At 70.8% G+C, this 21162-nt stretch carries 21 protein-coding genes; 13 read left to right on the forward strand and 8 right to left on the reverse strand.

Annotated features, from left to right (window positions below; translation table 11 throughout):
- Positions 1 to 69: 69 nt before the first annotated feature.
- Positions 70 to 723 carry a TetR/AcrR family transcriptional regulator gene (locus EV139_RS06195; RefSeq protein ID WP_130453426.1) on the forward strand — a complete coding sequence of 218 codons (654 nt, stop codon included), beginning with the start codon at positions 70 to 72 and terminating at the stop codon, positions 721 to 723.
- A 101-nt stretch (positions 724 to 824) separates the two neighbouring features.
- Entirely contained in the window at positions 825 to 1022 is a 198-nt protein-coding gene (locus tag EV139_RS06200) for a hypothetical protein (RefSeq protein ID WP_130453427.1), read from the forward strand.
- A gap of 78 nt (positions 1023 to 1100) precedes the next feature.
- Here EV139_RS06200 and nucS read toward each other — a convergent pair whose 3' ends face one another.
- From nucS to EV139_RS06215, 3 genes are all read right to left on the reverse strand, one after another.
- The gene (gene nucS / locus EV139_RS06205) at positions 1101 to 1793 is read right to left on the reverse strand and encodes an endonuclease NucS (protein ID WP_130453428.1); all 693 of its coding nucleotides are present in this window, start codon (positions 1791 to 1793) and stop codon (positions 1101 to 1103) included.
- Positions 1794 to 1968: 175 nt separating this feature from the next.
- Positions 1969 to 3246 (reverse strand): MFS transporter, encoded by a 1278-nt coding sequence (locus tag EV139_RS06210; protein ID WP_130453429.1) that lies wholly within the window; start codon positions 3244 to 3246, stop codon positions 1969 to 1971.
- 200 nt (positions 3247 to 3446) lie between these two features.
- Positions 3447 to 4853 (reverse strand): MATE family efflux transporter, encoded by a 1407-nt coding sequence (locus EV139_RS06215; RefSeq protein WP_130453430.1) that lies wholly within the window; start codon positions 4851 to 4853, stop codon positions 3447 to 3449.
- An 81-nt stretch (positions 4854 to 4934) separates the two neighbouring features.
- On the opposite strand from EV139_RS06215, the gene EV139_RS06220 reads away from it, so the two are divergent.
- Positions 4935 to 6911 carry a M13 family metallopeptidase gene (locus EV139_RS06220; RefSeq protein WP_130453431.1) on the forward strand — a complete coding sequence of 659 codons (1977 nt, stop codon included), beginning with the start codon at positions 4935 to 4937 and terminating at the stop codon, positions 6909 to 6911.
- Between the two features lie 13 nt (positions 6912 to 6924).
- The gene (locus EV139_RS06225; RefSeq protein ID WP_130453432.1) at positions 6925 to 8325 is read left to right on the forward strand and encodes a CoA transferase; all 1401 of its coding nucleotides are present in this window, start codon (positions 6925 to 6927) and stop codon (positions 8323 to 8325) included.
- On the opposite strand, the gene EV139_RS06230 is transcribed toward EV139_RS06225, so the two are convergent.
- Together EV139_RS06230 and EV139_RS06235 are read right to left on the reverse strand one after the other, a co-directional pair.
- The gene (locus tag EV139_RS06230) at positions 8322 to 9215 is read right to left on the reverse strand and encodes a hypothetical protein (protein WP_130453433.1); all 894 of its coding nucleotides are present in this window, start codon (positions 9213 to 9215) and stop codon (positions 8322 to 8324) included. The genes EV139_RS06225 and EV139_RS06230 overlap by 4 nt on opposite strands.
- 144 nt (positions 9216 to 9359) lie before the next feature.
- Entirely contained in the window at positions 9360 to 10004 is a 645-nt protein-coding gene (locus tag EV139_RS06235) for an NAD(P)H-dependent oxidoreductase (RefSeq protein WP_130453434.1), read from the reverse strand.
- 65 nt (positions 10005 to 10069) lie between these two features.
- On the opposite strand from EV139_RS06235, the gene EV139_RS06240 reads away from it, so the two are divergent.
- A complete protein-coding gene (locus EV139_RS06240) occupies positions 10070 to 10639 on the forward strand; it encodes a TetR/AcrR family transcriptional regulator (protein WP_130453435.1) in 570 nt (189 codons plus the stop codon).
- Between the two features lie 6 nt (positions 10640 to 10645).
- Here the strand turns inward: EV139_RS06240 and EV139_RS06245 are convergent, their stop codons facing one another.
- Positions 10646 to 11584, reverse strand: coding sequence for a tRNA uridine(34) hydroxylase (locus tag EV139_RS06245; RefSeq protein ID WP_130453436.1), 939 nt, complete (start codon positions 11582 to 11584; stop codon positions 10646 to 10648).
- A gap of 117 nt (positions 11585 to 11701) precedes the next feature.
- Here EV139_RS06245 and EV139_RS06250 point away from each other — a divergent pair, with 117 nt between their 5' ends.
- On the forward strand, positions 11702 to 12520 hold the full coding sequence (locus EV139_RS06250; protein WP_130453437.1) for a MerR family transcriptional regulator: 819 nt from the start codon (positions 11702 to 11704) through the stop codon (positions 12518 to 12520).
- 70 nt (positions 12521 to 12590) lie between these two features.
- Here EV139_RS06250 and EV139_RS06255 read toward each other — a convergent pair whose 3' ends face one another.
- On the reverse strand, positions 12591 to 13370 hold the full coding sequence (locus tag EV139_RS06255) for a FadR/GntR family transcriptional regulator (RefSeq protein ID WP_130453438.1): 780 nt from the start codon (positions 13368 to 13370) through the stop codon (positions 12591 to 12593).
- A gap of 169 nt (positions 13371 to 13539) precedes the next feature.
- Here EV139_RS06255 and EV139_RS06260 point away from each other — a divergent pair, with 169 nt between their 5' ends.
- Positions 13540 to 14109: a YbhB/YbcL family Raf kinase inhibitor-like protein gene (locus EV139_RS06260; protein WP_130453439.1), complete on the forward strand. Its 570-nt coding sequence runs from the start codon at positions 13540 to 13542 to the stop codon at positions 14107 to 14109.
- A gap of 67 nt (positions 14110 to 14176) precedes the next feature.
- On the opposite strand, the gene EV139_RS06265 is transcribed toward EV139_RS06260, so the two are convergent.
- Positions 14177 to 14683 (reverse strand): Lrp/AsnC family transcriptional regulator, encoded by a 507-nt coding sequence (locus EV139_RS06265; RefSeq protein WP_130453440.1) that lies wholly within the window; start codon positions 14681 to 14683, stop codon positions 14177 to 14179.
- A 198-nt stretch (positions 14684 to 14881) separates the two neighbouring features.
- Between EV139_RS06265 and hisC the strand changes: the two genes are divergently transcribed.
- From hisC to EV139_RS06295, 6 genes are all read left to right on the forward strand, one after another.
- On the forward strand, positions 14882 to 15976 hold the full coding sequence (gene hisC / locus EV139_RS06270; protein WP_130453441.1) for a histidinol-phosphate transaminase: 1095 nt from the start codon (positions 14882 to 14884) through the stop codon (positions 15974 to 15976).
- A gap of 290 nt (positions 15977 to 16266) precedes the next feature.
- Complete coding sequence (locus EV139_RS06275; RefSeq protein ID WP_130453442.1) at positions 16267 to 17223, forward strand: ABC transporter permease; 957 nt, start codon at positions 16267 to 16269, stop codon at positions 17221 to 17223.
- Positions 17224 to 17232: 9 nt separating this feature from the next.
- Complete coding sequence (locus tag EV139_RS06280) at positions 17233 to 18024, forward strand: ABC transporter ATP-binding protein (protein WP_130453443.1); 792 nt, start codon at positions 17233 to 17235, stop codon at positions 18022 to 18024.
- A 205-nt stretch (positions 18025 to 18229) separates the two neighbouring features.
- A complete protein-coding gene (locus tag EV139_RS06285; protein WP_130453444.1) occupies positions 18230 to 19252 on the forward strand; it encodes an ABC transporter substrate-binding protein in 1023 nt (340 codons plus the stop codon).
- 126 nt (positions 19253 to 19378) lie between these two features.
- Positions 19379 to 20314, forward strand: a complete 936-nt coding sequence (locus EV139_RS06290) for an ABC transporter permease (RefSeq protein WP_130453445.1) — start codon at positions 19379 to 19381, stop codon at positions 20312 to 20314.
- Positions 20315 to 20318: 4 nt separating this feature from the next.
- The gene (locus EV139_RS06295; protein WP_130453446.1) at positions 20319 to 21110 is read left to right on the forward strand and encodes an ABC transporter ATP-binding protein; all 792 of its coding nucleotides are present in this window, start codon (positions 20319 to 20321) and stop codon (positions 21108 to 21110) included.
- Positions 21111 to 21162: the final 52 nt, after the last annotated feature.

The raw sequence follows: 21162 nt of genomic DNA on the forward strand, positions 1-21162 counted from the left end.
GGTCAAGATGCAACCCAACCTGAACGGTGTTCTGGTGAATGGTGTTCAGGTTAGCGGTAGGATCAGAATATGCGCAACTCACTCGCCGATGTGGTCGCCGCGGGCCTCCGCGTGCTCGACGCGCAGGGTCTTGAGAACTGCTCCATGCGGCGGGTCGCGGCCGAGCTCGGCGTGCAGCCGAGCGCGCTCTATCACCACGTCCCCAACAAGCAGAGTCTGCTCGCGCTCATGGCGGACGAGATCGTGCTCGGCGTCGGGCCGCGGGTCACCGCCGCCGGGGCTGCCGCGGGGGATCCGCGCCGGCTCTGTGTTGACCTGCGCGAGGCGATGCTCGCGGTGCGCGACGGGGCCGACGTGGTCGCCACGGCCACGGCGTTTCGGCTCGGCCGCTCGCGCGTCGAGGATTCGCTGGCCCAGCTCGTCGGCTTCGACGGCGCGCGCACGCTGCTGCTCTTCACCTTCGGCCACGCGCAGTCCACGCAGACGCACCGGCAGGCGGCGGCGCTCGGGGCGCTTGTCGATATCGCCGACCCGGCGGTGGCTGCGGACGCTGGCCCCGCGGCCCCCGGCGAACCCGAGGGTGTCGACGTGACGCGACCGGTCGCGCCGATCAGCGATCCGGCAGCAGATCTGGACGCCTCGTTTGGGCGCGGCCTCGACATCATTCTGGCCGGTCTCGCGGCGGCGGCCCGGCCCGCGCGCACGGCGCTCCCGGTCAGGTGACACGCCCGGGAATCGCTGGGGCGTTCAGCAAGCACTCCTCGTCCTCACAGATTCCCGCGAAACACTGGTGTTCCACCAACGGTTAACGAAGGGGGAAACCAATGGGATTTCTTGAAGACGCAAAGCACAACGCTGAGGACGCGGTCAAGAAGGCCGGCCAGGCCGTCGAAGACACGGTCGACAAAGCGAAGGACAAGGTCGACGAGCTGCGCGCCGAGGCCGATGTGAAGCGCGCGGAGGCCGAGCGCGACGCCGTGAAGGCCCGCAACGACGTCAAGGACGAGCTGCGCGACAAGTAGCTCGCGCCACGAGAACGAACGGCAGATGCCCGCCGTCAGCAGTCACGCTGGCGGCGGGCATCGCTGCGTCAGCGCGGATCAGAACAGCGTGTTCTGATCCTCCATGCCGCGCATCGCGTCGTAGTCGAGCACCAGGCAGCGGATCCCGCGGTCCTCGGCAAGCGTGCGCGCCTGCGGCTTGATCTCCTGCGCGGCGAAGACGCCCTGGACGGGGGCGAGCTTCGGGTCGCGGTTCATGAGCTCGAGGTAGCGGGTGAGCTGCTCGACGCCGTCGATCCCGCCGCGGCGCTTGATCTCGATCGCGACCGATCCGCCGTTCGCATCGCGCGCGAGGATGTCGACCGGGCCAATCGCGGTCATGTACTCGCGCCGCACGAGCGTGTGGCCCTCGCCCGCGAGCTCGATCTGATCGGCGAGCAGCTCCTGGAGGTGCGCTTCAACCCCGTCCTTGATGAGGCCGGGGTCCACGCCGAGGTCGTGGGAGCTGTCGTGGAAGATCTCGAACAGCGAGACGATGAGCTTGTCGGCGGTCTTCTTGTGCGTGACCTGCCACGCCTCCACGATGCCGGCCTCTTCCTGCTCGGCGTCGAGCTCGAGCGTGGCGAGCGAGCACGGCGGGCTCATCCAGTTCAGGGGCTTGTACGAGCCGCCGTCCGAGTGGACGAGGATGCTGCCGTCGTTTTTGAGCATGAGCACCCGCTTCGCACGGGGCAGGTGGGCCGACAGCCGGCCGGCATAGTCGACAGAGCAGTCAGCAACAACGATTCGCACCTGAGGAAGTTTACCCGCACTTTCGTGGCGCCGGGTGTGCCCGGCCTGCGCGGCGAGCCGCCCCGCCCGCAGCCGGCAGCCCGAGGCGCCGCGCCCCGACGCCCCGCGCCCCCGACGCCCCGCGCCCCCGACGCCCCGCGCGCCCGATACCCCGGGCGACGCGAGCGCTCGCGGGTCAGCGGGCGTCGGCGCCGGTGGCGGCTGGCTCGCGCGCGGTCCCCGCGAAGATAAACGCGATGATCGCGAACACTACGATCGGCCAGAACGCCTGCAGGAGGCCGAAGTGCTCGCCGAGGAAGCCGATCAGCATGGGCCCGAGCAGGTAGGCGGTGTAGGCGATTGCGGAGACCGCCGCTACGTCGCGCACCGCCGTCCGCGGGTTGTCGGCGGCGGCGGACACGCCAACGGGGAACCCGAACGCGCAGCCGATGCCCCAGAGCACGGCGCCCGCGATGCTGGCCCAGGTGTCCGGAACGAGGATCGTGAGGACCACGCCGAGGATCACGAGCAGCGCCCCACCGCGCAGCACGACGACGCGGCCGAACCGGGTGAGGAGCCAGGACCCGGCCACGCGAGTGGCCGTCATCGAGATGAAGAACGCGCCGAGCAGGAGCGCGGCGGTCTCGTTGGCGAAGCCGCGGCCGTCGGTGAGTGCCAGCGGCAGCCAATCGCTCGCGGTGCCCTCGGCGAGGCTCATGCTCATGGCGATGAGCCCGATGATCAGGATCCGCGGATCGCGCCACGGCGTGTACGCGCGGGGCGCGGGGCCGGTGGACTCGGCGGGCGCGGCGGGCTGTGGCACGATCTGGATCGGCCCGGTGTGCACGCTCGTGGGCGGCAGCTGCTCGGCGTCCCCGGAGTGCGCGACGTTGGGGACGACGCGCAGCGCGAGCAGCACCCCGATCGCGAGGATCACGAACAGCACCGAGAGGTGCAGCGGGACCGGGATCTTGAGCGCCTCGGCGAGCGCGCCGAGGCCCATCGAGCTCACGCTCCCCAGGCTGTACGCGGCGTGAAACAGCGGCATTCGCGGCTTGCCGAGGGCCCGCTCGGCCGCCGCGCCGCTCACGTTCATCGCGACGTCCGAGGTGGCGAACATGATGCCGAACAGGGCGAGGAACGCCGCGGCCGCGACGGGCAGGTGTGCCCAGAACAGCGCCGCCGCGGTGGGCATCGCGATCGCCTGGCCGATGATGCCGATTGCGAGGGTGAGCTGCGGCCCGAGCCGCGTCACGGTGCGCCCCGAGAAGATGAGGCCGGTGAGCGAACCGAGCGCGAGCGTGAGGCCGAAGACGCTCATCTCAAGCGTGCTCGCGCCCAGGTGATCGCGCACCGCGGGCAGCCGACTCAACCAGCTGCCAAAACCTGCTCCGAGCAGGGCAAAAACGGCGAGCACGCCGATCGTCCAGCGCTGGGCGCTGCGCGCATTCTGTGCGGCGTCAGAGGTGGTCACCAGGTGAGTCTACGGGGCGCGTCGCGCGTGCGCACCGGTGTTCGGCGCGGCGCCGACTGCGTGCCCCGCGGCCGCCGCTACCGGGCCCGGCTCAGACCCCGGTCAGGCCAGCTCGGACCCCGCTCGGACCCCGCTCAGACCCTGATCAGGCCAGCTCAGACCCCGGTCAGGCCAGCTCAGCCCCCGACTCAGCCACCGATTCAAACACCGAGCCGCACCCAGCGCCCGCCGCGCGCCCGCAGCCCGAGGGTCACCGCGCGGGCCAGCATGAACACGATCGTGAATCCGGCGGTGAGCGCCACGAGGCCGGCGGTGCCGCTCGGAACGAGCACGGTGAGTGCCCAGAGGATGGGCAGGTAGACCGCCAGGTTCACGAGGCTCGTCCAGGCGAGGTAGCGCGCGTCGCCCGCGCCCATCAGCACGCCGTCGAGCACGAACACGAGCCCCCCGAGCGGCAGCGAGATGCCGAGCACGAGGAGCGCCGGGGGCAGGATCCCGAGCACCGCGTCGTCGCTCGTGAAGACACGGCCGAGCACGGGGCTCGTGGCGGCGAGCAGCGCGCCGATCACCACGCCGCAGCCGACGCCCCAGAAGATGCTGCGCCGGGTGACGAGTCTGGCCCGCGCCGCGTCGCGCGCGCCCAGCGCGTCGCCGATGAGCGCCTGGGCGGCGATCGCGAGCGCGTCGAGCGCGAACGCCGCGGTCGAGAAGATCGTGAACACGATCTGGTAGCCGGCGGTCGCCGCCGTGCCGTGGCTCGTGGCGGCGAACACCGTCGCGAGCAGTGCGGCCCGCAGGCCGAGCGTGCGGATGAAGAGCCACCCGCCGCTCCGCCCGGCGTGCCCCAGGCCCGCCCGGTGCGGGAGCGCGCCGGCGCCCGCACGCTTCGCGTGGCGCGCGATCACCGCGAGATACACGGCAACCATTCCCCACTGCGCGATCACGGTGCCCCACGCGCTGCCGCCGATCCCGAGGCCGAGCCCGTAAATAAACCACCAGTTCAAGAGCGCGTTCACCGCGAACCCGATGGTGGCGACCGCGAGCGGGGTGCGCGTGTCCTGCAGCCCGCGCAGCAGCCCGCTCGCCGCGAACACGACGAGCATCGCCGGGATCCCGAGGCACGAGATTGAGAGGAAGGTGCGCGCCTGCTGCGCGGTGGCCGGATCAACACCGAAGGCCGACACGAGGGGGCCGCAAAGCGCCCAGATCGCGGCGCCGACAACCGCGCCGATGGCGAGCGCGAGCCACAGCCCGTCGATGCCGGCCTGCACGGCGCCGCGCAGGTCTCCGGCGCCGCGCCGCCGCGCGACGAGCGGGGTCGTGGAATACGCGAGGAAGATCATGAGACCAACAGCGGTCTGGAGGATCGCGCTCGCGACGGCGAGCCCGGCGAGCGGGGCCATCCCGAGGTGCCCGATGAGTGCCGAATCGACCACGAGGAAGAGCGGCTCGGCGATCAGCGCGCCGAGTGCTGGGATCGCGAGGCTCGCGATTCCGCGGTCGATTCGTCGCCGCGCGGTGCGGGGCGTGGGCGGCGGGGCTGCCTCCGGGACGATGCGCCCCGCGCCGGATCTCGGAACGTGGTCGTCAGCGGGTTCCGGGGGCATGAGCAACACCGTAGCGGGTGCCGCGGACACCGGCGACAATTTCCAGTATCGAGTGTCAGGGGCCCCGGATAGGCTGGGCGCATGAGCACAGCAGCGTCAGCCTCCGGTATCGATCTCGCCGAACTTGATCCGGCGATCCGCCCGCAAGACGACCTCTTCAGGCACGTCAACGGGAAGTGGATCGCGCGCACGGAGATCCCGGCTGACAAGGCGCGCTACGGCTCGTTTGCGGTGCTCGCCGAGAACGCCGAGGAGGCGGTCCGCGACATCATCACCGGCACCCCGTCCCCGGCCGCGGGCGCCCCGGCCACCACCGAGGCCGACAAGGTTGCGGCGCTGTACGCGAGCTTCATGGACACCGACCGCGTTGACGCGCTCGGGGCCCAGCCGATCGCGGCCGAGCTTGAGCGGGCGCTCGCGGTCTCGTCGATCGCGGAGCTCGTGGCGCTGCAGGCGCGGCTCGAGCGCCAGGGGACCGGCGGGTTCTTCGGCATGTTCGTGGACAACGATCCGGGTGATCCGGCGCGCTACATCGTCTTCGTGATGCAGGGTGGGCTCGGCCTTCCCGACGAGTCGTACTACCGTGAGGAGCAGTTCGAGAAGGTCCGGGAGCAGTACCGGGCGCACATCGCGCGCATGCTCGGCCTGGCCGGGGTGGCCGACGCGGAGCGGCTCGCTGGCCTCACCTACGAGCTCGAGCGGCGCATCGCGGCCTCGCACTGGGACAAGGTCGCGAGCCGCGACATTCAGAAGCTCTACAACCTGCGCACGCTCGCCGAGCTCGGTGAGATCACGCCGCAGCTCGATTGGACCGCGTACCTCGCCGAGATGGGGGCCCCGGAGGCCGCCTTCGCCGAGGTGGTCGCCGCGCAGCCCGACGCGCTCGCCGGGCTCGCTGAACTGCTCGTCGAGGACGAGCTCGACGCGTGGCGCGCCTGGACGGTCTGGGGGATCGTGCGCAGCTCCGCGTCGCTGCTCTCTCAGGAGATCTCGCGCGCGAACTTCGATTTCTACGGCACGGCGCTCACCGGCGCCCCCGAGCAGCGCGATCGCTGGCGCCGCGGCGTCTCGTTCGTCGAGGGCGCCATGGGTGAGGCGGTGGGCCGCATTTACGTGGAGCGGCACTTCGACGAGGACGCGAAGGCCGCGATGGACGGGCTCGTCGACCACCTCATTGAGGCATATCGCGACTCGATCGAGCGGCTCGAGTGGATGGGCGCTGACACGCGCACGCGCGCGCTCGAGAAGCTCGACCGCTTTACCCCGAAGATCGGCTACCCGGTGAAGTGGCGCGACTACTCGGGACTCACGGTCGATTCGGGCGATCTGGTGGGCAACTCGCGCGCGGTGTCCGAGGCGGAGTTTGTGCGCGAACTCGGCAAGGTGGGCAAGCCGATTGACCGCGACGAGTGGTTCATGACGCCGCAGACGGTCAACGCGTACTACAACCCGGGCTTCAACGAGATCGTGTTCCCGGCAGCGATTCTGCAGCCGCCGTTCTTCGACAAGCGCGTTGACGGCGCGGCAAACTTCGGCGCGATCGGCGCAGTGATTGGCCACGAGATCGGGCACGGCTTCGACGACCAGGGCTCGCGTTACGACGGCGACGGCAAGCTCACCGACTGGTGGACCGAGTCTGACCGCGCCGCGTTCGAGGAGCGCACGAGCGCGCTCATTGGGCAGTACAACGCGCTGTCTCCCGAGGGGGCGGACGGCCAGACGGTCAATGGCGAGCTCACGATTGGTGAGAACATCGGCGACCTCTCCGGGCTTGAGATCGCCTGGAAGGCCTACCTGCGCTCGCTTGCGGGCGCGGAGCCGCCAGTGATCGACGGGCTCTCCGGCGCGGAGCGTTTCTTCCTCTCGTGGGCGCAGGCCTGGCAGCAGAAGTCGCGCCCGGAAGAAACGGTGCGCCTGCTCACGATCGATCCGCACTCGCCCAACGAGTTCCGGTGCAACCAGATCCTGCGCAACCTCGCGCCGTTCCACGAGGCGTACGCGACGCAGCCCGGCGACGCGCTCTGGCTTGATCCGGCCGAGCGCGTGAGCATCTGGTAGTCCGGATCGCGTGATGGGCCGATTCGTGGGCGGGTTTCTTTCCGCGTTCGGCCTGCCACCGGCGGACGCCGCGCGGCTTCACCTCGCCCGGCCGGTCCCGCTCGGCGGGCACCTGCCCACCGCGGAGCTTGCGGCCGATGCGGTGGGCGCCATGGCGCTGGCCGCGGACGCCGCACACGCCGCGCGCACGGGCAGCGCCCCGGAGGGGCGCATCAGCCTCGACCCGGATCGGATCGCCGCCTCGTTTCGCAGCGATCAGCTGGGGCGGCTCGGCGGCGAGCCGTTTCCGGCCTGGGCGCCGCTGTCGGGGTTCTTCCCGGCCGCGGACGGCTGGGTGCGCACTCACGCAAACTACGCGTGGCACGCCGCGGCGCTGGCCCGCGTGCTCGGCGTCGTTGGTTCCGATCGGGCCGGTGCGGCCGCAGCGATCCGAGAGAGATCGGCACGGCACCTCGAGGACGAGGTCTACGCGGCCGGCGGTCTCGCGGTGGCGATGCGCAGCGTGCCTGAGTGGGCGGCGGAGCGCCGCGGTGCGGCGGGGGCGGTCGGCGACCGTGCACCCGTGCCCGTGCCCGTGCGCGTGCGCGCCCGCGACGCGGCGAAGACCGGTCGCGGCCGGGGCGGGGAGCGCGCCGGAACGCGCGCCGCACCGCTCGCGGGTGTCCGGGTCCTCGACCTCACTCGCGTGATCGCGGGGCCGGTGGGCACCCGCGCGCTCGCGGCCCTCGGAGCGGACGTGCTGCGCGTCGACGCGCCGGGGCGCCCCGAGCCGCTCTGGCAGTGGCTCGACACCGGCCGAGGGAAGCGCTCCACGCTGCTCGACCTCGCGGCCACCCCAGACTTTGCCCGGCTGCGCGAGCTGCTCGCCGCAGCCGACGTGGTGGTGTGTAGCTCTCGCCCGGGCGCGCTGCGCCGGTTTGGTCTCGAACCCGAGCAGATTGCGGCCGATTTTCCGGGCGTCGTCAACGCCCGCGTGGTCGCCTGGGGCGCCGGCGGGGAGTGGGGCGACCGCCGCGGCTTCGACAGTCTGGTGCAGGCGGCGACCGGGATCGCGCTGCGCGAGTCGCCCGACGGCGTGGTCCCGGGGAAGCTGCCGGCCCAGGCGCTCGACCACTCGGCGGGCGCACTGCTCGCCGGCGGCGTCATGTCGCTGCTCGCCCGGGGCACGGGCGGGGAGGTCGAGACGGTGCTTGAGGGGATCGCGCAGCTGCTGGGGTCCGGGACCGCGGTGGCGGATCGGGCACCCATCCCGCCCGGCCCGGACGCCGTCCCGCCCGCTCTCGCGACGGCCCCGAGCCAGTGGGGCGCGCTCGCGATCGCGGGCCCCGCGTACTGGCCGAGCTGGCGGCCGACACCCGGTCCGTGGGCGGGGCGCCCCTGGGGCGAGGATCCGCCGGTCTGGCTGGGGGCCTAGGGCCCCGGCGGGGTCTTGCCTGCCGCGGTCGCGTGCGCGCCTCCCGCCGCGTCCGTGCCGAGGGCGACGGCGTGTGCCGACGGGTCGGTGCGGCCCGCACGCGCACCCGCACGCTCCACCGAGCGCGCGGCGCGTCGGGTGCGGGTGCGCTCGCGGACCGTGGGTTTCGCGGCGGTCTGCGCGCGCAGCTCGGCGAGCTCCAGCGTGAACGCGTGCGGCGCGGGGCCAAAGGCGGTGCGGGAGCGCGCCACGACGCGGCGGGCCATCACGTAGTTTCCGGATCCGCCGAGCACCGCGCCGATCCCGTAGGGCAACACCTTGCTCACCACCGATGCGCCACCCGCCTTCGCGGCCCGGCGGATGAACATGTCTTTGAGCTGCCCGGCGAGCGGCCCCACCAGCTGCCGCGGGAGCGAGGAGGAGACGAGCTCTCCCCAGAACGAGGTGCGTGAAGCGCCGCCGGTGGCCTGCCGGGTGACCTGGGTGAGCAGGCTCAGGCCCTCGTCGCCGAGCAGCAGCGTGAGCACGAGGATGCGGGCGCGATCCGGATCCCGGATTGTGATGCCGTGCAGCTCGGCGAGCGAGTGCGCGTAGAGCGCGGTTGCTTCGAGGAAGCCGACGGTCTCGGCGCTCGCGATACCGAGCGCGGCGACCGTGCCCACGCCCGGGAACGCTGCGGCGGCACCGACCCCGCTGCCGCCGGCGGTGACCGCCGCGATGTAGCGCCGCTCGAGTGCGCGCGTGAGCGCGAGCGGCCCCACGTCTGGGTTGCGTGCCCCCACACGGCGGAGGTGCGCCAGGACGAGGGGGCGCTGGATCGAGAGCACCCGGTCCACCGCGCGCTCGATGAGCGAGGCCGCGGCGGCGGGAGCACCGGTGGCGTGTGCCACTGGTGTCGAGTCCTGGGGCACAGCTACGACTGCGGCAGCCGCGCCGGGGTATGGCTCCCACCGGGGACCGTCCGGCGCGGCAGGGGGAGCCGCTGGGGGCTCGGCCGCGGCGGCTGGGTCTGATTCTCGGTGCACCCCAGCAGACTAGGCGACGGCGCTGAGATCTGGGGTATGCGATCGCTCAGGGTGTGCGCTCGGTCCGCCGCGCCGCGCGCGCCGGGCGTCGTGCTGCCCGTCGCCCGCGCCGAGCCGGGCGGCGCGCTCGATCCAGCGCTCACGGCGCGCCGGGCTGGCCGCTCCGACACCGAGGAAGCGGTGCACGCGAAACGGCCGTACCCCGACGAAGCGCATGGTGTGGCGCGCGACCTGGCCGGCGGCGGCGTTCCCGGTGAACGGGAGCCCGAGCGCCGGGGTGTCCGCGAGCATGAAGAACCGGCCGTTGCGCCCGCGGAGCAGCCCGACGGGGAGGCCGGCCGTCGACATGCGGTACTCCTGCCCGGGGAGCAGCGCCCGGTCGAAGAACCCCTTGAGCAGCGCCGGTACCCCGCCCCACCACATGGGGGCGACGATGACGATGCGGCGCGCGCTATGGAGAGCGTCGCGGGCGTCCTGAAGCTCAGGCTCGATCGGGATTCGCTGGCGGTAGCCGAAGCGCATGTGGGGGTCGAAGTCGAGGTCGCGCAGCGCCAGGACACGGGCGTCGCCGTGCGCCTCGGCGTAGCTGCGGGCGAGCGCCGCGCTGAGCGAGTCTGGGTTCGGGTGGCCGTCAATGACGAGGGCAGTGGGCACGAAGGATCCTATCTTGACAGTGTCAACCCATGTGGTCAGTGTCAAGATAGGGGACAATGTTGCGCATGTCAAGTTCACGCGGCACGTACCATCACGGGCAGCTCGCCGCGGCGCTCGAGGACGCCGCGATGCAGCTGCTTGAGCGGTTGCCGGCCACGGAGATCAGCCTGCGCGAGGTCGCGCGGGCCGCGAACGTGAGCCACAACGCCCCGTACCACCACTTCACGGATCGGCTCGGGCTGCTCCGGGTGCTCGCCGAGCGCAGCATGCGCGAGCTCACCGAGGCCGTGGAGTCGGCGATCGCCAGTGCGGCCGGTCCGGCGCAGCGGCTGCGGGCGGGCGGGGCCGCGTACATTAGCTTCGCGGTGGCGCATCCGCACGCGTTCAACGTGGTCTACGATCCCCTCGTGTGCATTCCCTCGCAGCCGAGCGCGGCGATGGCACCGCTCATCGAGCGCCTTGAGCGGGCGCTCGGAGAGACTGCCCACGCGGCAGGACTCGGCGATGCGGCCGAGGTGCGGGCGCTGTGGGGCATGGTCCACGGGCTCGGCACGCTGTGCGCGGCCGGCCACTTCACCGAGCCCGAGGCGCTCGCCGCGAGCGACGCCGCGCTCGCCCGCCTGCGCTCCGACTGACGCGGGCTAGACCGCGGCGGCGGCGTGCTCGGGGCAGCGCGCGTCCGCGTGTGATTCGCACGCTACGAAGCGTGCGCGGCAGTCAGTGTCCGCACAGTTGGCGAGCCGCGCCGTGGGGGTCCCGCACGCGGTGCAGCGCCCGATCGTTGCAGCGCCGGGCGCGAAGTCGAGCGACTCGCGGCCGTCGAACACCGCGAGCGAGCCCTCCCAGAGCCCGTCGTTGCCGAACGCCTCGCCGTAGCGGACGATCCCGCCGTCGATCTGGTACACCTCACTGAAGCCGCGCTCGGTCATCGCCGCCGAGAGAATCTCGCACCGGATGCCGCCGGTGCAGTACGTGACGACCGGGCGATCCTTGATCGCGTCGAACGCACCGCTCTCGATCTGGGCGATGAAGTCGTGCGTGGTGCGGGTGTCGGGCACCACCGCCCCCTTGAAGCGGCCGATCTCGGCCTCCCACGCGTTGCGACCGTCGAAGAAGACCACGTCGTCGCCCCGTTCGGCGACGAGCTCGTTCACCGCGGCGGGGGAGAGATGGGTGCCGCCGCCGACCACGCCGGTGGCGTCGACCACGGTCTCGTCGGGGATGCCAAAGGCGACGAGCTCGTCGCGCACCTTCACGCTGAGCTTGGGAAAGTCTGCGGTGCGGCGCCACGGCGCGCTGCGGTCGACGCCGTGGAGCAGCGCGGGAGCGGTCTCCTCGAACCGGGTGCCGTCGCTCCACTTCACCTCGAGGCCGGCGAACGGCGCGTACTCGCGTGTGCGCCGCGCGTACTGTTTGCAGGCGTCGAGCTCACCACCAACGGTGCCGTTGATGCCGTGCTTTGAAATGATGATCCTGCCGCGCAGCCCGAGCGACTCGCAGAGCTCGCGCTGCCAGAGCCGCACCGCCTCCGGGTCGGCGACCGGGGCGAACACGTAGTACAGGAGAATCTTGGGGGTCACGGCTCCATGGTACGCGGGCGGTGGTGAGCCCCCGCGCAGGCTGCGCTTGACATTGACGCGACGTCAACTTTTAGAGTGTGAGTGAGGGGCCGCCGCGGCCTCGGAAGGAGTGTCCGGATGGAGCGATCAATCCAGGAGGTGGCGCGCGCCGCGGGAACCACCTCGCGCGCGCTGCGCCACTACCACCACCTCGGCCTGGTCACTCCGAGCCGGGTCGCCGCCACCGGCACCCGCTACTACGACGAGCGCGCGCTCGTGCGGATCCAGCGGGTCCTGCTGCTGCGCGAGCTGGGGCTCGGCCTCGGCGCGATCGCCGAGGTGCTCAGTGCGCAGGACGCTCAAGCGGCGGCCGACAGCGACCCCGCGGCGGCCGAGGCGCGCATCCTGGGCACCCACCTTGAGCTGCTGCGCGCCGAGCGCGAGCGCGTGTCCACGCAGATCGGGGCGGTCGAGCGCACCATCGCGGCGCTCGTGCGAGCTGGCGCCGCACCACACCACACTGAAGGAGACCTGATGTCCGAGAACATGTTTGCAGGATTTGACCACGCACGGCACCGCACCGAGGTCGCCGAGCGCTGGGGCGAGCCAGCCGCGGCCGCGAGCGAGCGCTGGTGGAGCGACCTCGCCCCGGACGAGCGCGGCGACTGGGAAGCGCGCGTCGCCGCGCTCAACGCCGACTGGAGCGCCGCCGCCGCGGCGGGCGCGGATCCGGACGGGCCCGAGGCGCGGGCGCTCGCTGAGCGCCACGTCGCCTGGCTGTGCAGCGTCCCCGGCACGCCAGCGCACGCGCCGGGCGGCGACCTCGCTGGCTGCCTCCGCGGGCTCGGGGAGATGTACGTCGCCGACGAGCGCTTCGCCGCGAACTATGGCGGGCAGCTCGGTGCCACACTGGTGCGCGACGCGCTCGCCGCATACGTCGCGCGCGAGCTCGGGTAGCTCAACCGCCGGGCGCGGGCGTGGCCGCTGGATCCCAGCGCGGGGCCGGCCCCGGCGGGCCGGCGGCGAGCTACGCCTGTGCCTTGTCCTGCGCCTCGCGCGCGGTGTCGATGCGCTGCTGCTGCTCAGGCGTGCGCGTGAGCGGCGGCACGACCTCGTGCTGGTCGTTCACGATCACCACGTCGTGGTCGACGTGGTCGACCATCGCGTGCACGGCGTCGATGAAGTCGCGGCGGCGGATCGCGTCGAGCACGCGCGCGTGGTCCCGCTCCATCTCGGCCCCGGTGGCCACGTTCGCGAGGCGGCCGCGGTGCTCGGGGGTGCGCAGTCGGTCGTTGATCCCGGCGTACAGCGCCGCGAGCAGCCGGTTCTTCGCCGAGTCGAAAATGAGGCGGTGGAACTTGCTGTCGAAGGCGGAGTCCTCGCCGCCGGCGAAGCCGAGCACGGGGCACCGGGTGCAGCCGATCTCCTCGGTCGCCGCGCGCTCAAGGGCCGCCAGGTCCTCATCGGTGCGGTGCATCGCTGCCTGCTGCGCGGCCTCGACCTCGAGTGCGCGGCGGTAGCTGAGGATCTCCTCGAGCGTGAAGTCGGTGAGGAACTCGTTGAGGAGCGTGCTCGTCGGTGCGGCCGAGCGCACGAACGTGCCCCGCCCCGGAAGCGTCTCGATCATGCCGATACTCGCGAGCGAGCGCACCGCCTCGCGCACGGTTGAGCGGCCCACGCCGGTCTGCTCCGCGAGCTCGGGTTCGATGGGGATTCTGCTCCCGACCGGCCACTCGCCCGTCGTGATCTTGCGGCGCAGGAAGGCGAGCGTTGCGCGTGCCCGATCAGAGCCTGTCGTCACTGCCATGATCACCCCAATTTCATCTCGGCGCCGAAGCGCCCACACTGACTCAACAGTATAGCGAGCGCGGGTCCTGGCCGGTGGGTGCGCGGCACCGTATGCTGAGGCTCAGAGATGACGCGCGGGTGCGCCGCACTCGGTTCAGTGCCGAGGCGCCACCCACGAAGGGAGAGCCATGTCGAACGATCCGCAGGGGCGCGGCGCGATCAACCCGTACGCCGGGATGCGCCAGGTGCCGAGCTTCACGGTCACGAGCAGTGATATCCAGGACGGAGAGCCGCTCCCCGCCGAGCTGTACGCGGCGCACGCGGGCGGCTCAAACCGCTCGCCGCAGCTGCGCTGGTCCGGGTTCCCCGAGGGGACGCGGAGCTTCGCGGTGACCTGCTTTGACCCGGACGCCCCGACCGGCTCCGGTTTCTGGCACTGGGCGGTCGCGAACATCCCCGCCGAGGTCACCGAGCTCGCGGCCGGTGCGGGCGCGCCCGCGGGCACTCCGGGCAGCGAGCTGCTGCCGGCCGGCGCGGTCACGATGCCGAACGAGCAGCGCCAACCGGCGTTCACGGGCGCTGCGCCGCCCGAGGGCACCGGCGTGCACCACTACTGGTTCGTGGTTCACGCGCTCGACGTGCCGCACATCGACGTCGACCCGCAGGCCACCCCGGCGGTGCTCGGCTTCATGATGCGCGACGCGGTGCTGGCGCGCGCGATCATCGTGGCGACCGGCGAGTTTGGGCAGGCCGCGTAACCGAAGCGGGAGCGGGAGTGGCAGCGGAGGGCAGCCTGAGCGCGAGACGAGCGGGCCCGCCGCGGGCTCAGGGCCGGGGCGCACCGCCAGCCGCGCGCACTGCCTGATCCGGCACCGCACTGTGCACGAGCGGCAGCGTGCGGTTCTTGAAGTGGCTCTCGAGCGCGAGCCGCGTCGAGGCGCGTGCGACGCCCTCCGTGTGTGAGATCTGGTCGAGCACCCGCTGGAGGTCGTGCGTCGAGCGCGACACAATCGTGGTCATCATGTCGTAGTCGCCCGTGATCGTGTGCAGTTCGAGCAGCTCCGGGATCTTCGCGAGGCCCTCGGCGACGCGCTGGTGCCCCACGGACTGATGGATCTGGACCGTGCAGAACGTGCGCAGTGGGTATCCGAGCGCCGCGGGATCAATGCTCGGGGCCTCCGAGGCGATGACCCCGGTGCGCCGCAGCCGGTCGAGCCGGCCCTGCGCGGTGGCACGGGCAACGCCGAGGCGCCGCGCGCACTCGACCACCGAGATGCCGGCGTTCTCGCTGATCAGGGTGATCAGCCTGACGTCGAGTGTGTCGATACTCATGGTGCTCCGTTGCTCCGTTGCTCGGTCCCGGGGGCGACCGCGCCCGCCAGAGTGGACAAGCTGTCGCCTTCTTGTGGCTTTAGGCTATACGAACTGAGCACAATGTCGAGTTTCACATGTACCGTTTGACGGGCGCCGGGCGGCAACCCTAGAGTTTCGCGGGTCACCCGAACGGCGGGTGGAACCGAAGGAGCACGCATGTCGGAAGTGACGCAGACGTTTCGGCCGGGCCTGGAGCGGGTCGCCGCGTATCGCGCGGGGAAGCCGGCCCCGGTCGGCCCCGACGGGCGCAGCATCAAGCTCTCATCGAACGAGAACCCGTACCCGCCGCTGCCGGCCGTGGTTGCGCGGCTTGCCGAGGTGCTGCCGCACTCGATCAGTCGCTACCCGAGCATCGCCGCGGAGGAGCTGACCGGCGCGCTCGCGGCCCGCTTCGACGTGGCGGCTGACAACATCGCGCTCGGGGCAGGATCCGTCGAGGTGGCGGCACAGCTGATCCACGCACTCACGGCGCCCGGCGACGAGGTGATGTTTGCGTGGCGCTCGTTCGAGGCGTACCCGATCCTCGTCCGCGTGGCCGGTGCGGTCCCGGTGGAGGTGCCGCTCGACGCCGAGCACCGGCACGACCTGCCGGCAATGGCCGCGGCGATCACCGACCGCACCCGGCTCGTGTTTGTCTGCAACCCAAACAACCCCACGGGCACGGTCGTGACCGCGGCGGAGCTCGAGGCGTTCATGGCGCTCGTGCCGCGCGACGTGCTCGTGGTCGTGGACGAGGCGTACGTGCACTTCGACCGCGCCGCTGAGTCCCCGAGCGGGATCGACTTCTTCCGCCGGTTCCCCAACATCGCCGTGCTGCACACGTTCTCGAAGGCATACGGCCTTGCCGGGCTGCGGGTGGGCTACGCGATCGCGCCGACGGACGTGGCAGAGGCGCTGCGAAAGGTGGCGATCCCATTCGCGGTCTCGCGGCTCGCGCAGGAGGCCGCGGTCGCCTCGCTGGCTGCCGAAGCTGAGCTCGACGCGCGTGTCGAGGACATGGTGGCGGAGCGGGCGCGCCTCACGGCGGCGCTGCTCGCCGCGGGGGTACCGGCGGTGCCGTCGGAGGCAAACTTCGTGTGGCTGCCGGTGGGCGACGGTGCGGCGGGGGTCGCGGCCGCGCTCGAAGAGCGCGGGATCTCGGCGCGCGCATTCGCGGGGGAGGGCGTGCGCGTCTCGATCGGCGACCCCACCGAGAACGACGCGGTGATCGGGGCAGCCGCCGCGATTGCCGCGGCAGCGACGCCCCGCTGATCCCGCACGCCTGCCGGGCGCCCCGCGCGCTGGGCAGGGCGGCGCGGGCTGCACAAACTGTATAGTAATACCGCGCGATCGGGTGTCTACCTGCCACATATGTCTAGCGAATATGTGGCAGGTTTACGGGCAAACCGAAGCTCACTACGATCAATCAACGGACATCGACGTCACGACGGCGTCGAGCGGTACCCTCGGCGCACGGGCGCGCGGGGATCATCACACTGGAGTGAGGAACCACATGGCAGTCATCCGCCTTCGCAACTGGAAGCGCGACAGGGTCTAGGCCAATGATCGGAGCAATCGAACTCGGCCTCATCTATGGCGTCATGGCCCTCGGGGTCTACCTCACCTTCCGGGTGCTGAACTTTCCCGACCTCACGGTGGACGGCAGTTTCACCACCGGCGCCGCGGTCGCGGCGTCGCTCATCACCGCGGGTCAGAGCCCGCTCCTCGCCACGATTGCGGGCGGCGCGGCGGGCCTCGTGGCGGGAACGGTCACGGGGCTGCTGCACACGAAGGGGAAGATCGACGGCCTGCTGGCGGGCATCCTGACGATGATCGCGCTGTGGTCGATCAACCTGCGGATCATGGGCAAAGCGAACCTGCCAATGCTGCGGTCGGAGACCGTGTTCACACCGCTCAAGGACGCCGAGCTGCTCGGCACCTGGGTGGGCATCGCGGTGATCCTCCTCGCCGTGCTCGCGCTGAAGTTCGTGATCGACTGGTTCCTCTCGACCGACCTGGGGCTCTCGATCCAGGCGACGGGCAACAACGAGCAGATGATCCGCAGCTTCGGGGTGTCGACCGACGGGACGAAGATCCTCACGCTCGCGCTCTCGAACGGCCTCGTGGCGCTCTGCGGCGCGCTCGTGGCGCAGTACCAGGGCTTTGCAGACATCAGCATGGGCGTCGGCCTGATCCTGGTGGGCCTCGCGTCGGTGATCCTGGGCCAGGCGATCCTGGGCCAGCGGTTTATCTGGCTCGCGAGCCTCGCCGTGATCCTGGGCGCGGTGCTCTACCGCCTCATCATCTTCTTCGCGCTGCAGGCGGGCCTCAACCCCAACGACATGAAGCTCATCACGGCCGTGCTCGTGATTCTCGCGCTGCTGCTGCCGCGCTGGGGCTTCCTCAAGCGCGTGCCCTCGCTGCGGGATCGCGGCGGACGCCGCCCGGGCGCGAGCGATCCAGCCCCGGATCCGGTCGCGTCCGCGACGACCGGCGTCACCGTCCCGCTGGAAAGGTAGAGGAACAGCATGCTGAATATTGATCGGATCTCAAAGACGTTCTTCGCGGGCACCGTCAACGAGCGCAAGGCGCTCGTTGATCTCAGCCTGAAGCTCGACGAGGGCGACTTCGTCACGGTGATCGGCTCGAACGGCGCGGGCAAGTCCACGCTGCTCAACGCCATCTCGGGCCGCTACACCGTCGACACGGGTGAACTCTCAATCGACGGGGCCCCGGTCTCGAAACTCAAGGAGCATCAGCGCGCTAAGTACGTGGGCCGCGTGTTCCAGGACCCGATGGCGGGCACCGCTCCGGATCTCACGATCGAGCAGAACCTGTCGCTTGCGCTGCAGCGCGGCAAGTCACGCGGCCTGGGGCTCAGCCTCACGCGCGCCAAGCGCGACCTCTTTGTGGAGGAGTTGAAGTCGCTGGAGCTCGGCCTCGAGCGCCGCCTTCCCGCGAAGGTGGGGTTGCTCTCGGGCGGGCAGCGGCAGGCGCTGTCGCTGCTGATGGCCGGGTTTACGCAGCCGCGGATTCTGCTGCTCGACGAGCACACGGCGGCGCTTGATCCGCAGCGCGCGGCGCTCGTGACCGACCTCACTGAGCGGATCGTGGCGCAGGGCGGGCTCACCACGCTGATGGTGACGCACAACATGGAGCAGGCGCTCAAGCTGGGTAACCGGCTGATCATGATGCACGAGGGCCGGATCGTGTTCCAGGCCACCGCCGAGCAGAAGCGTGAATTGACCGTGCCGGACCTGCTCTCAGAGTTCGCGAAGATTAAGGGGGCGACATTCGACGATCGCGCGTTGCTCGCCTAGGGTCGCGTCGAAATCGGCCGCAGCGTCGCGCCGGTTTCGCACACCGCACCCGAAGCACAACTTCCCGATCACAATGGTGCCGCCGACTTGCGTTCGGCGGTGCCGAGCAGTCTACGATTACGATGTCGGCGCTGTTGCGCCGGACCACACAGTTCGCCGTTGCACTGGCCGCGGCGGATCCATATTTGCGAAGGACCTGATACACATGCGACAGATTTCGAATCGCCGCCGCGTGCTCGCGTTCGCGAGCCTCGGCGCAGCCGCAGCTCTCACCCTCAGCGCCTGCTCCGCTCCCTCTGACAGCTCCGGCGGCGACGATGCCGCGGCGCTCGAGAAGGTCAGCATCGGCATTAGCCAGCTTGTTCAGCACCCGGCGCTCGACGCGGCGACCGCCGGCTTCCAGCAGGCGTTCATCGACGCGGGCTACGTCGAGGGCGAGACCGTCGAGTTCGACGTGCAGAACGCCAACGGCGAGCAGGCGACCGCGGTGACCATCGCGCAGACGTTCGCCACCTCGAACGTCGATCTTGTGCTCGCGGTCGCAACGCCTGCGGCCCAGGCCGCCGCGCAGGCGATCACCGACAAGCCCGTGCTGTTCACCGCCGTCACCGACGCGGTCTCGGCCGAGCTCGTCGAGTCGAACGAAGCGCCCGGCGCAAACGTCACCGGCACCGTCGACGCCGTCCCGGCTGACGCGCTGAAGAAGCAGTTCGAGCTGATCACCGAGATCAACCCGGATGCCAAGAAGGTCGGCATCGTCTACTCCTCGGGCGAGGTGAACTCCGAGGTGCAGGTTGAGGATGCGACGAAGGTTGCCGACGAGATGGGCCTCGAGATCGTCACCAAGACCGTCACCACCGCGAACGACATCGCGCAGGCGACCGAGGCGCTCGGCGACGTCGACGCGATCTACGTGCCCACCGACAACATGGTCGTCTCGGGCATCGCCTCGCTCGTGCAGGTTGCAGAGACGAAGAAGATCCCCGTGATCGGCGCCGAGCCGGGCACCGTCGAGGGCGGCGCAGTTGCCACCTACGGCATCGACTACACCAAGCTCGGCAAGCAGACCGGCGAGATGGCGATCAAGGTGCTCGAGGGTGCTGATCCCGCGACCACCCCGGTCGAGACCCCGGCTGAGGTTGACTACTTCGTGAACCCCGCCGCGGCGGAGCGCATGGGCGTGGAGATCCCGCAGGAAATCCTCGACCAGGCAACCGTCGTCGAGTAGGACCCGTACAGTAGGTTCTACCCACCGTTGCAGTGGCTGCCGCGCACACGCGCGGCGGCCACTGTGCCATTCGGGGACACGTCTCGCTGAGGCAATGGTTTCCCAGACACAAGGAATGAACACCGAATGATCGGCGCTCTTGAACTCGGCCTCATCTACGGGGTGATGGCCCTCGGGGTCTACCTGACCTTCCGGGTCTTGAACTTTCCCGACCTCACGGTGGACGGCAGCTTTACCACCGGCGCCGCGGTCGCCGCGTCGCTCATCACCGCGGGCCAGAACCCGGTGGTCGCGACGCTCGCGGGCGGTGCCGCCGGCCTCGTCGCGGGAACGATCACGGGGCTGCTGCACACGAAGGGCCGCATCGACGGCCTGCTGGCGGGCATCCTCACGATGATCGCGCTGTGGTCGATCAACCTGCGCATCATGGGCAAAGCGAACCTGCCGCTGCTGCGCGCGGAGACCGTGTTTACCCCGCTGAAGGAGGGCGAGCTGCTCGGCACGCTCGCCGGCGCGGGGATCATCCTGGCCGGTGTGCTGGTGCTGAAGTTCGTGATCGACTGGTTCCTCTCGACCGACCTGGGGCTCTCGATCCAGGCGACGGGCAACAACGAGCAGATGATCCGCAGCTTCGGGGTGTCGACCGATGGGACGAAGATCCTCACGCTCGCGCTCTCGAACGGCCTCGTGGCGCTGTGCGGCGCGCTCGTGGCGCAGTACCAGGGCTTTGCAGACATCAGCATGGGCGTCGGCCTGATCCTGGTGGGCCTCGCGTCGGTGATCCTGGGCCAGGCGATCCTGGGCCAACGCTTTATCTGGCTCGCGAGCCTCGCCGTGATCCTGGGCGCGGTGCTCTACCGCCTCATCATCTTCTTCGCGCTGCAGGCGGGCCTCAACCCCAACGACATGAAGCTCATCACGGCCGTGCTCGTGGTCGTCGCGCTGCTGCTGCCGCGCTGGGGCTTCCTCAAGCGCGTCCCGTCGCTGCGCGGACGCGGCGGCAAAGTCCCGCCCGCGGACCAGGCGCCGGCCGTCGCTGCAACCGAGACCGCGGGGAGGTAGCCGCATGCTGACCATCGACAAGATTTCAAAGACGTTCTTCCCCGGCACTGTCAACGAGCGCAAGGCGCTCGTTGACCTCGATCTGAAGCTCGACGAGGGCGACTTCGTCACGGTGATCGGCTCGAACGGCGCGGGCAAGTCCACGCTGCTCAACGCCATCTCGGGGCGGTACACCGTCGACTCCGGCTCAATCGAGATCGACGGCAAGCGCGTCAACCGGCTCAAGGAGCACCAGCGCGCCAAGTACGTGGGCCGCGTGTTCCAGGACCCGATGGCGGGCACCGCTCCGGATCTCACGATCGAGCAGAACCTCGCGCTCGCAGAGCGCCGCGGCCGCTCGCGCGGGCTCGGCCTCGCGCTCACCCGCGCGCTGCGCGAACGGTTCCGGGACGAGCTCACCTCGCTCGAGCTGGGGCTTGAGCAGCGGCTCACCGCGAAGGTGGGGTTGCTCTCGGGTGGGCAGCGACAGGCGCTGTCGCTGCTGATGGCCGGGTTTACGCAGCCGCGGATTCTGTTGCTCGACGAGCACACGGCGGCGCTTGATCCGCAGCGCGCGGCGCTCGTGACCGACCTCACTGAGCGGATCGTGGCGCAGGGCGGGCTCACCACGCTGATGGTGACGCACAACATGGAGCAGGCGCTCAAGCTGGGTAACCGGCTGATCATGATGCACGAGGGCCGGATCGTGTTCCAGGCCACCGCCGAGCAGAAACAGCAGCTCACGGTGCCGCTGCTCCTCGCGGAGTTCGCCAAGATCAAGGGCGCGACGTTCGACGACCGCGCCCTCCTCGCCTAGGCGCGAATCGCCGCGGCGCCTGTCGGCGTCGCGGCGCGCGCTCCGGGAATTG

The sequence above is a fragment of the Leucobacter luti genome, assembly GCF_004217175.1.
In the GTDB taxonomy this organism is placed as follows: domain Bacteria; phylum Actinomycetota; class Actinomycetes; order Actinomycetales; family Microbacteriaceae; genus Leucobacter; species Leucobacter luti.

Excerpts from the sequence above, each read along its gene's own strand:
- EV139_RS06250 (WP_130453437.1), top strand. The coding sequence starts at position 11,702 with ATGGAGCGATCAATCCAGGAGGTGGCGCGCGCCGCGGGAACCACCTCG.
- EV139_RS06240 (WP_130453435.1), top strand. The coding sequence starts at position 10,070 with ATGTCAAGTTCACGCGGCACGTACCATCACGGGCAGCTCGCCGCGGCG.
- EV139_RS06220 (WP_130453431.1), top strand. The coding sequence starts at position 4,935 with ATGAGCACAGCAGCGTCAGCCTCCGGTATCGATCTCGCCGAACTTGAT.
- EV139_RS06215 (WP_130453430.1), bottom strand. The coding sequence starts at position 4,853 with ATGCCCCCGGAACCCGCTGACGACCACGTTCCGAGATCCGGCGCGGGG.
- EV139_RS06195 (WP_130453426.1), top strand. The coding sequence starts at position 70 with ATGCGCAACTCACTCGCCGATGTGGTCGCCGCGGGCCTCCGCGTGCTC.
- hisC (WP_130453441.1), top strand. The coding sequence starts at position 14,882 with ATGTCGGAAGTGACGCAGACGTTTCGGCCGGGCCTGGAGCGGGTCGCC.
- EV139_RS06265 (WP_130453440.1), bottom strand. The coding sequence starts at position 14,683 with ATGAGTATCGACACACTCGACGTCAGGCTGATCACCCTGATCAGCGAG.
- EV139_RS06275 (WP_130453442.1), top strand. The coding sequence starts at position 16,267 with ATGATCGGAGCAATCGAACTCGGCCTCATCTATGGCGTCATGGCCCTC.
- EV139_RS06285 (WP_130453444.1), top strand. The coding sequence starts at position 18,230 with ATGCGACAGATTTCGAATCGCCGCCGCGTGCTCGCGTTCGCGAGCCTC.
- EV139_RS06295 (WP_130453446.1), top strand. The coding sequence starts at position 20,319 with ATGCTGACCATCGACAAGATTTCAAAGACGTTCTTCCCCGGCACTGTC.
- EV139_RS06290 (WP_130453445.1), top strand. The coding sequence starts at position 19,379 with ATGATCGGCGCTCTTGAACTCGGCCTCATCTACGGGGTGATGGCCCTC.
- EV139_RS06200 (WP_130453427.1), top strand. The coding sequence starts at position 825 with ATGGGATTTCTTGAAGACGCAAAGCACAACGCTGAGGACGCGGTCAAG.
- EV139_RS06280 (WP_130453443.1), top strand. The coding sequence starts at position 17,233 with ATGCTGAATATTGATCGGATCTCAAAGACGTTCTTCGCGGGCACCGTC.
- EV139_RS06255 (WP_130453438.1), bottom strand. The coding sequence starts at position 13,370 with ATGGCAGTGACGACAGGCTCTGATCGGGCACGCGCAACGCTCGCCTTC.
- EV139_RS06260 (WP_130453439.1), top strand. The coding sequence starts at position 13,540 with ATGTCGAACGATCCGCAGGGGCGCGGCGCGATCAACCCGTACGCCGGG.
- EV139_RS06225 (WP_130453432.1), top strand. The coding sequence starts at position 6,925 with ATGGGCCGATTCGTGGGCGGGTTTCTTTCCGCGTTCGGCCTGCCACCG.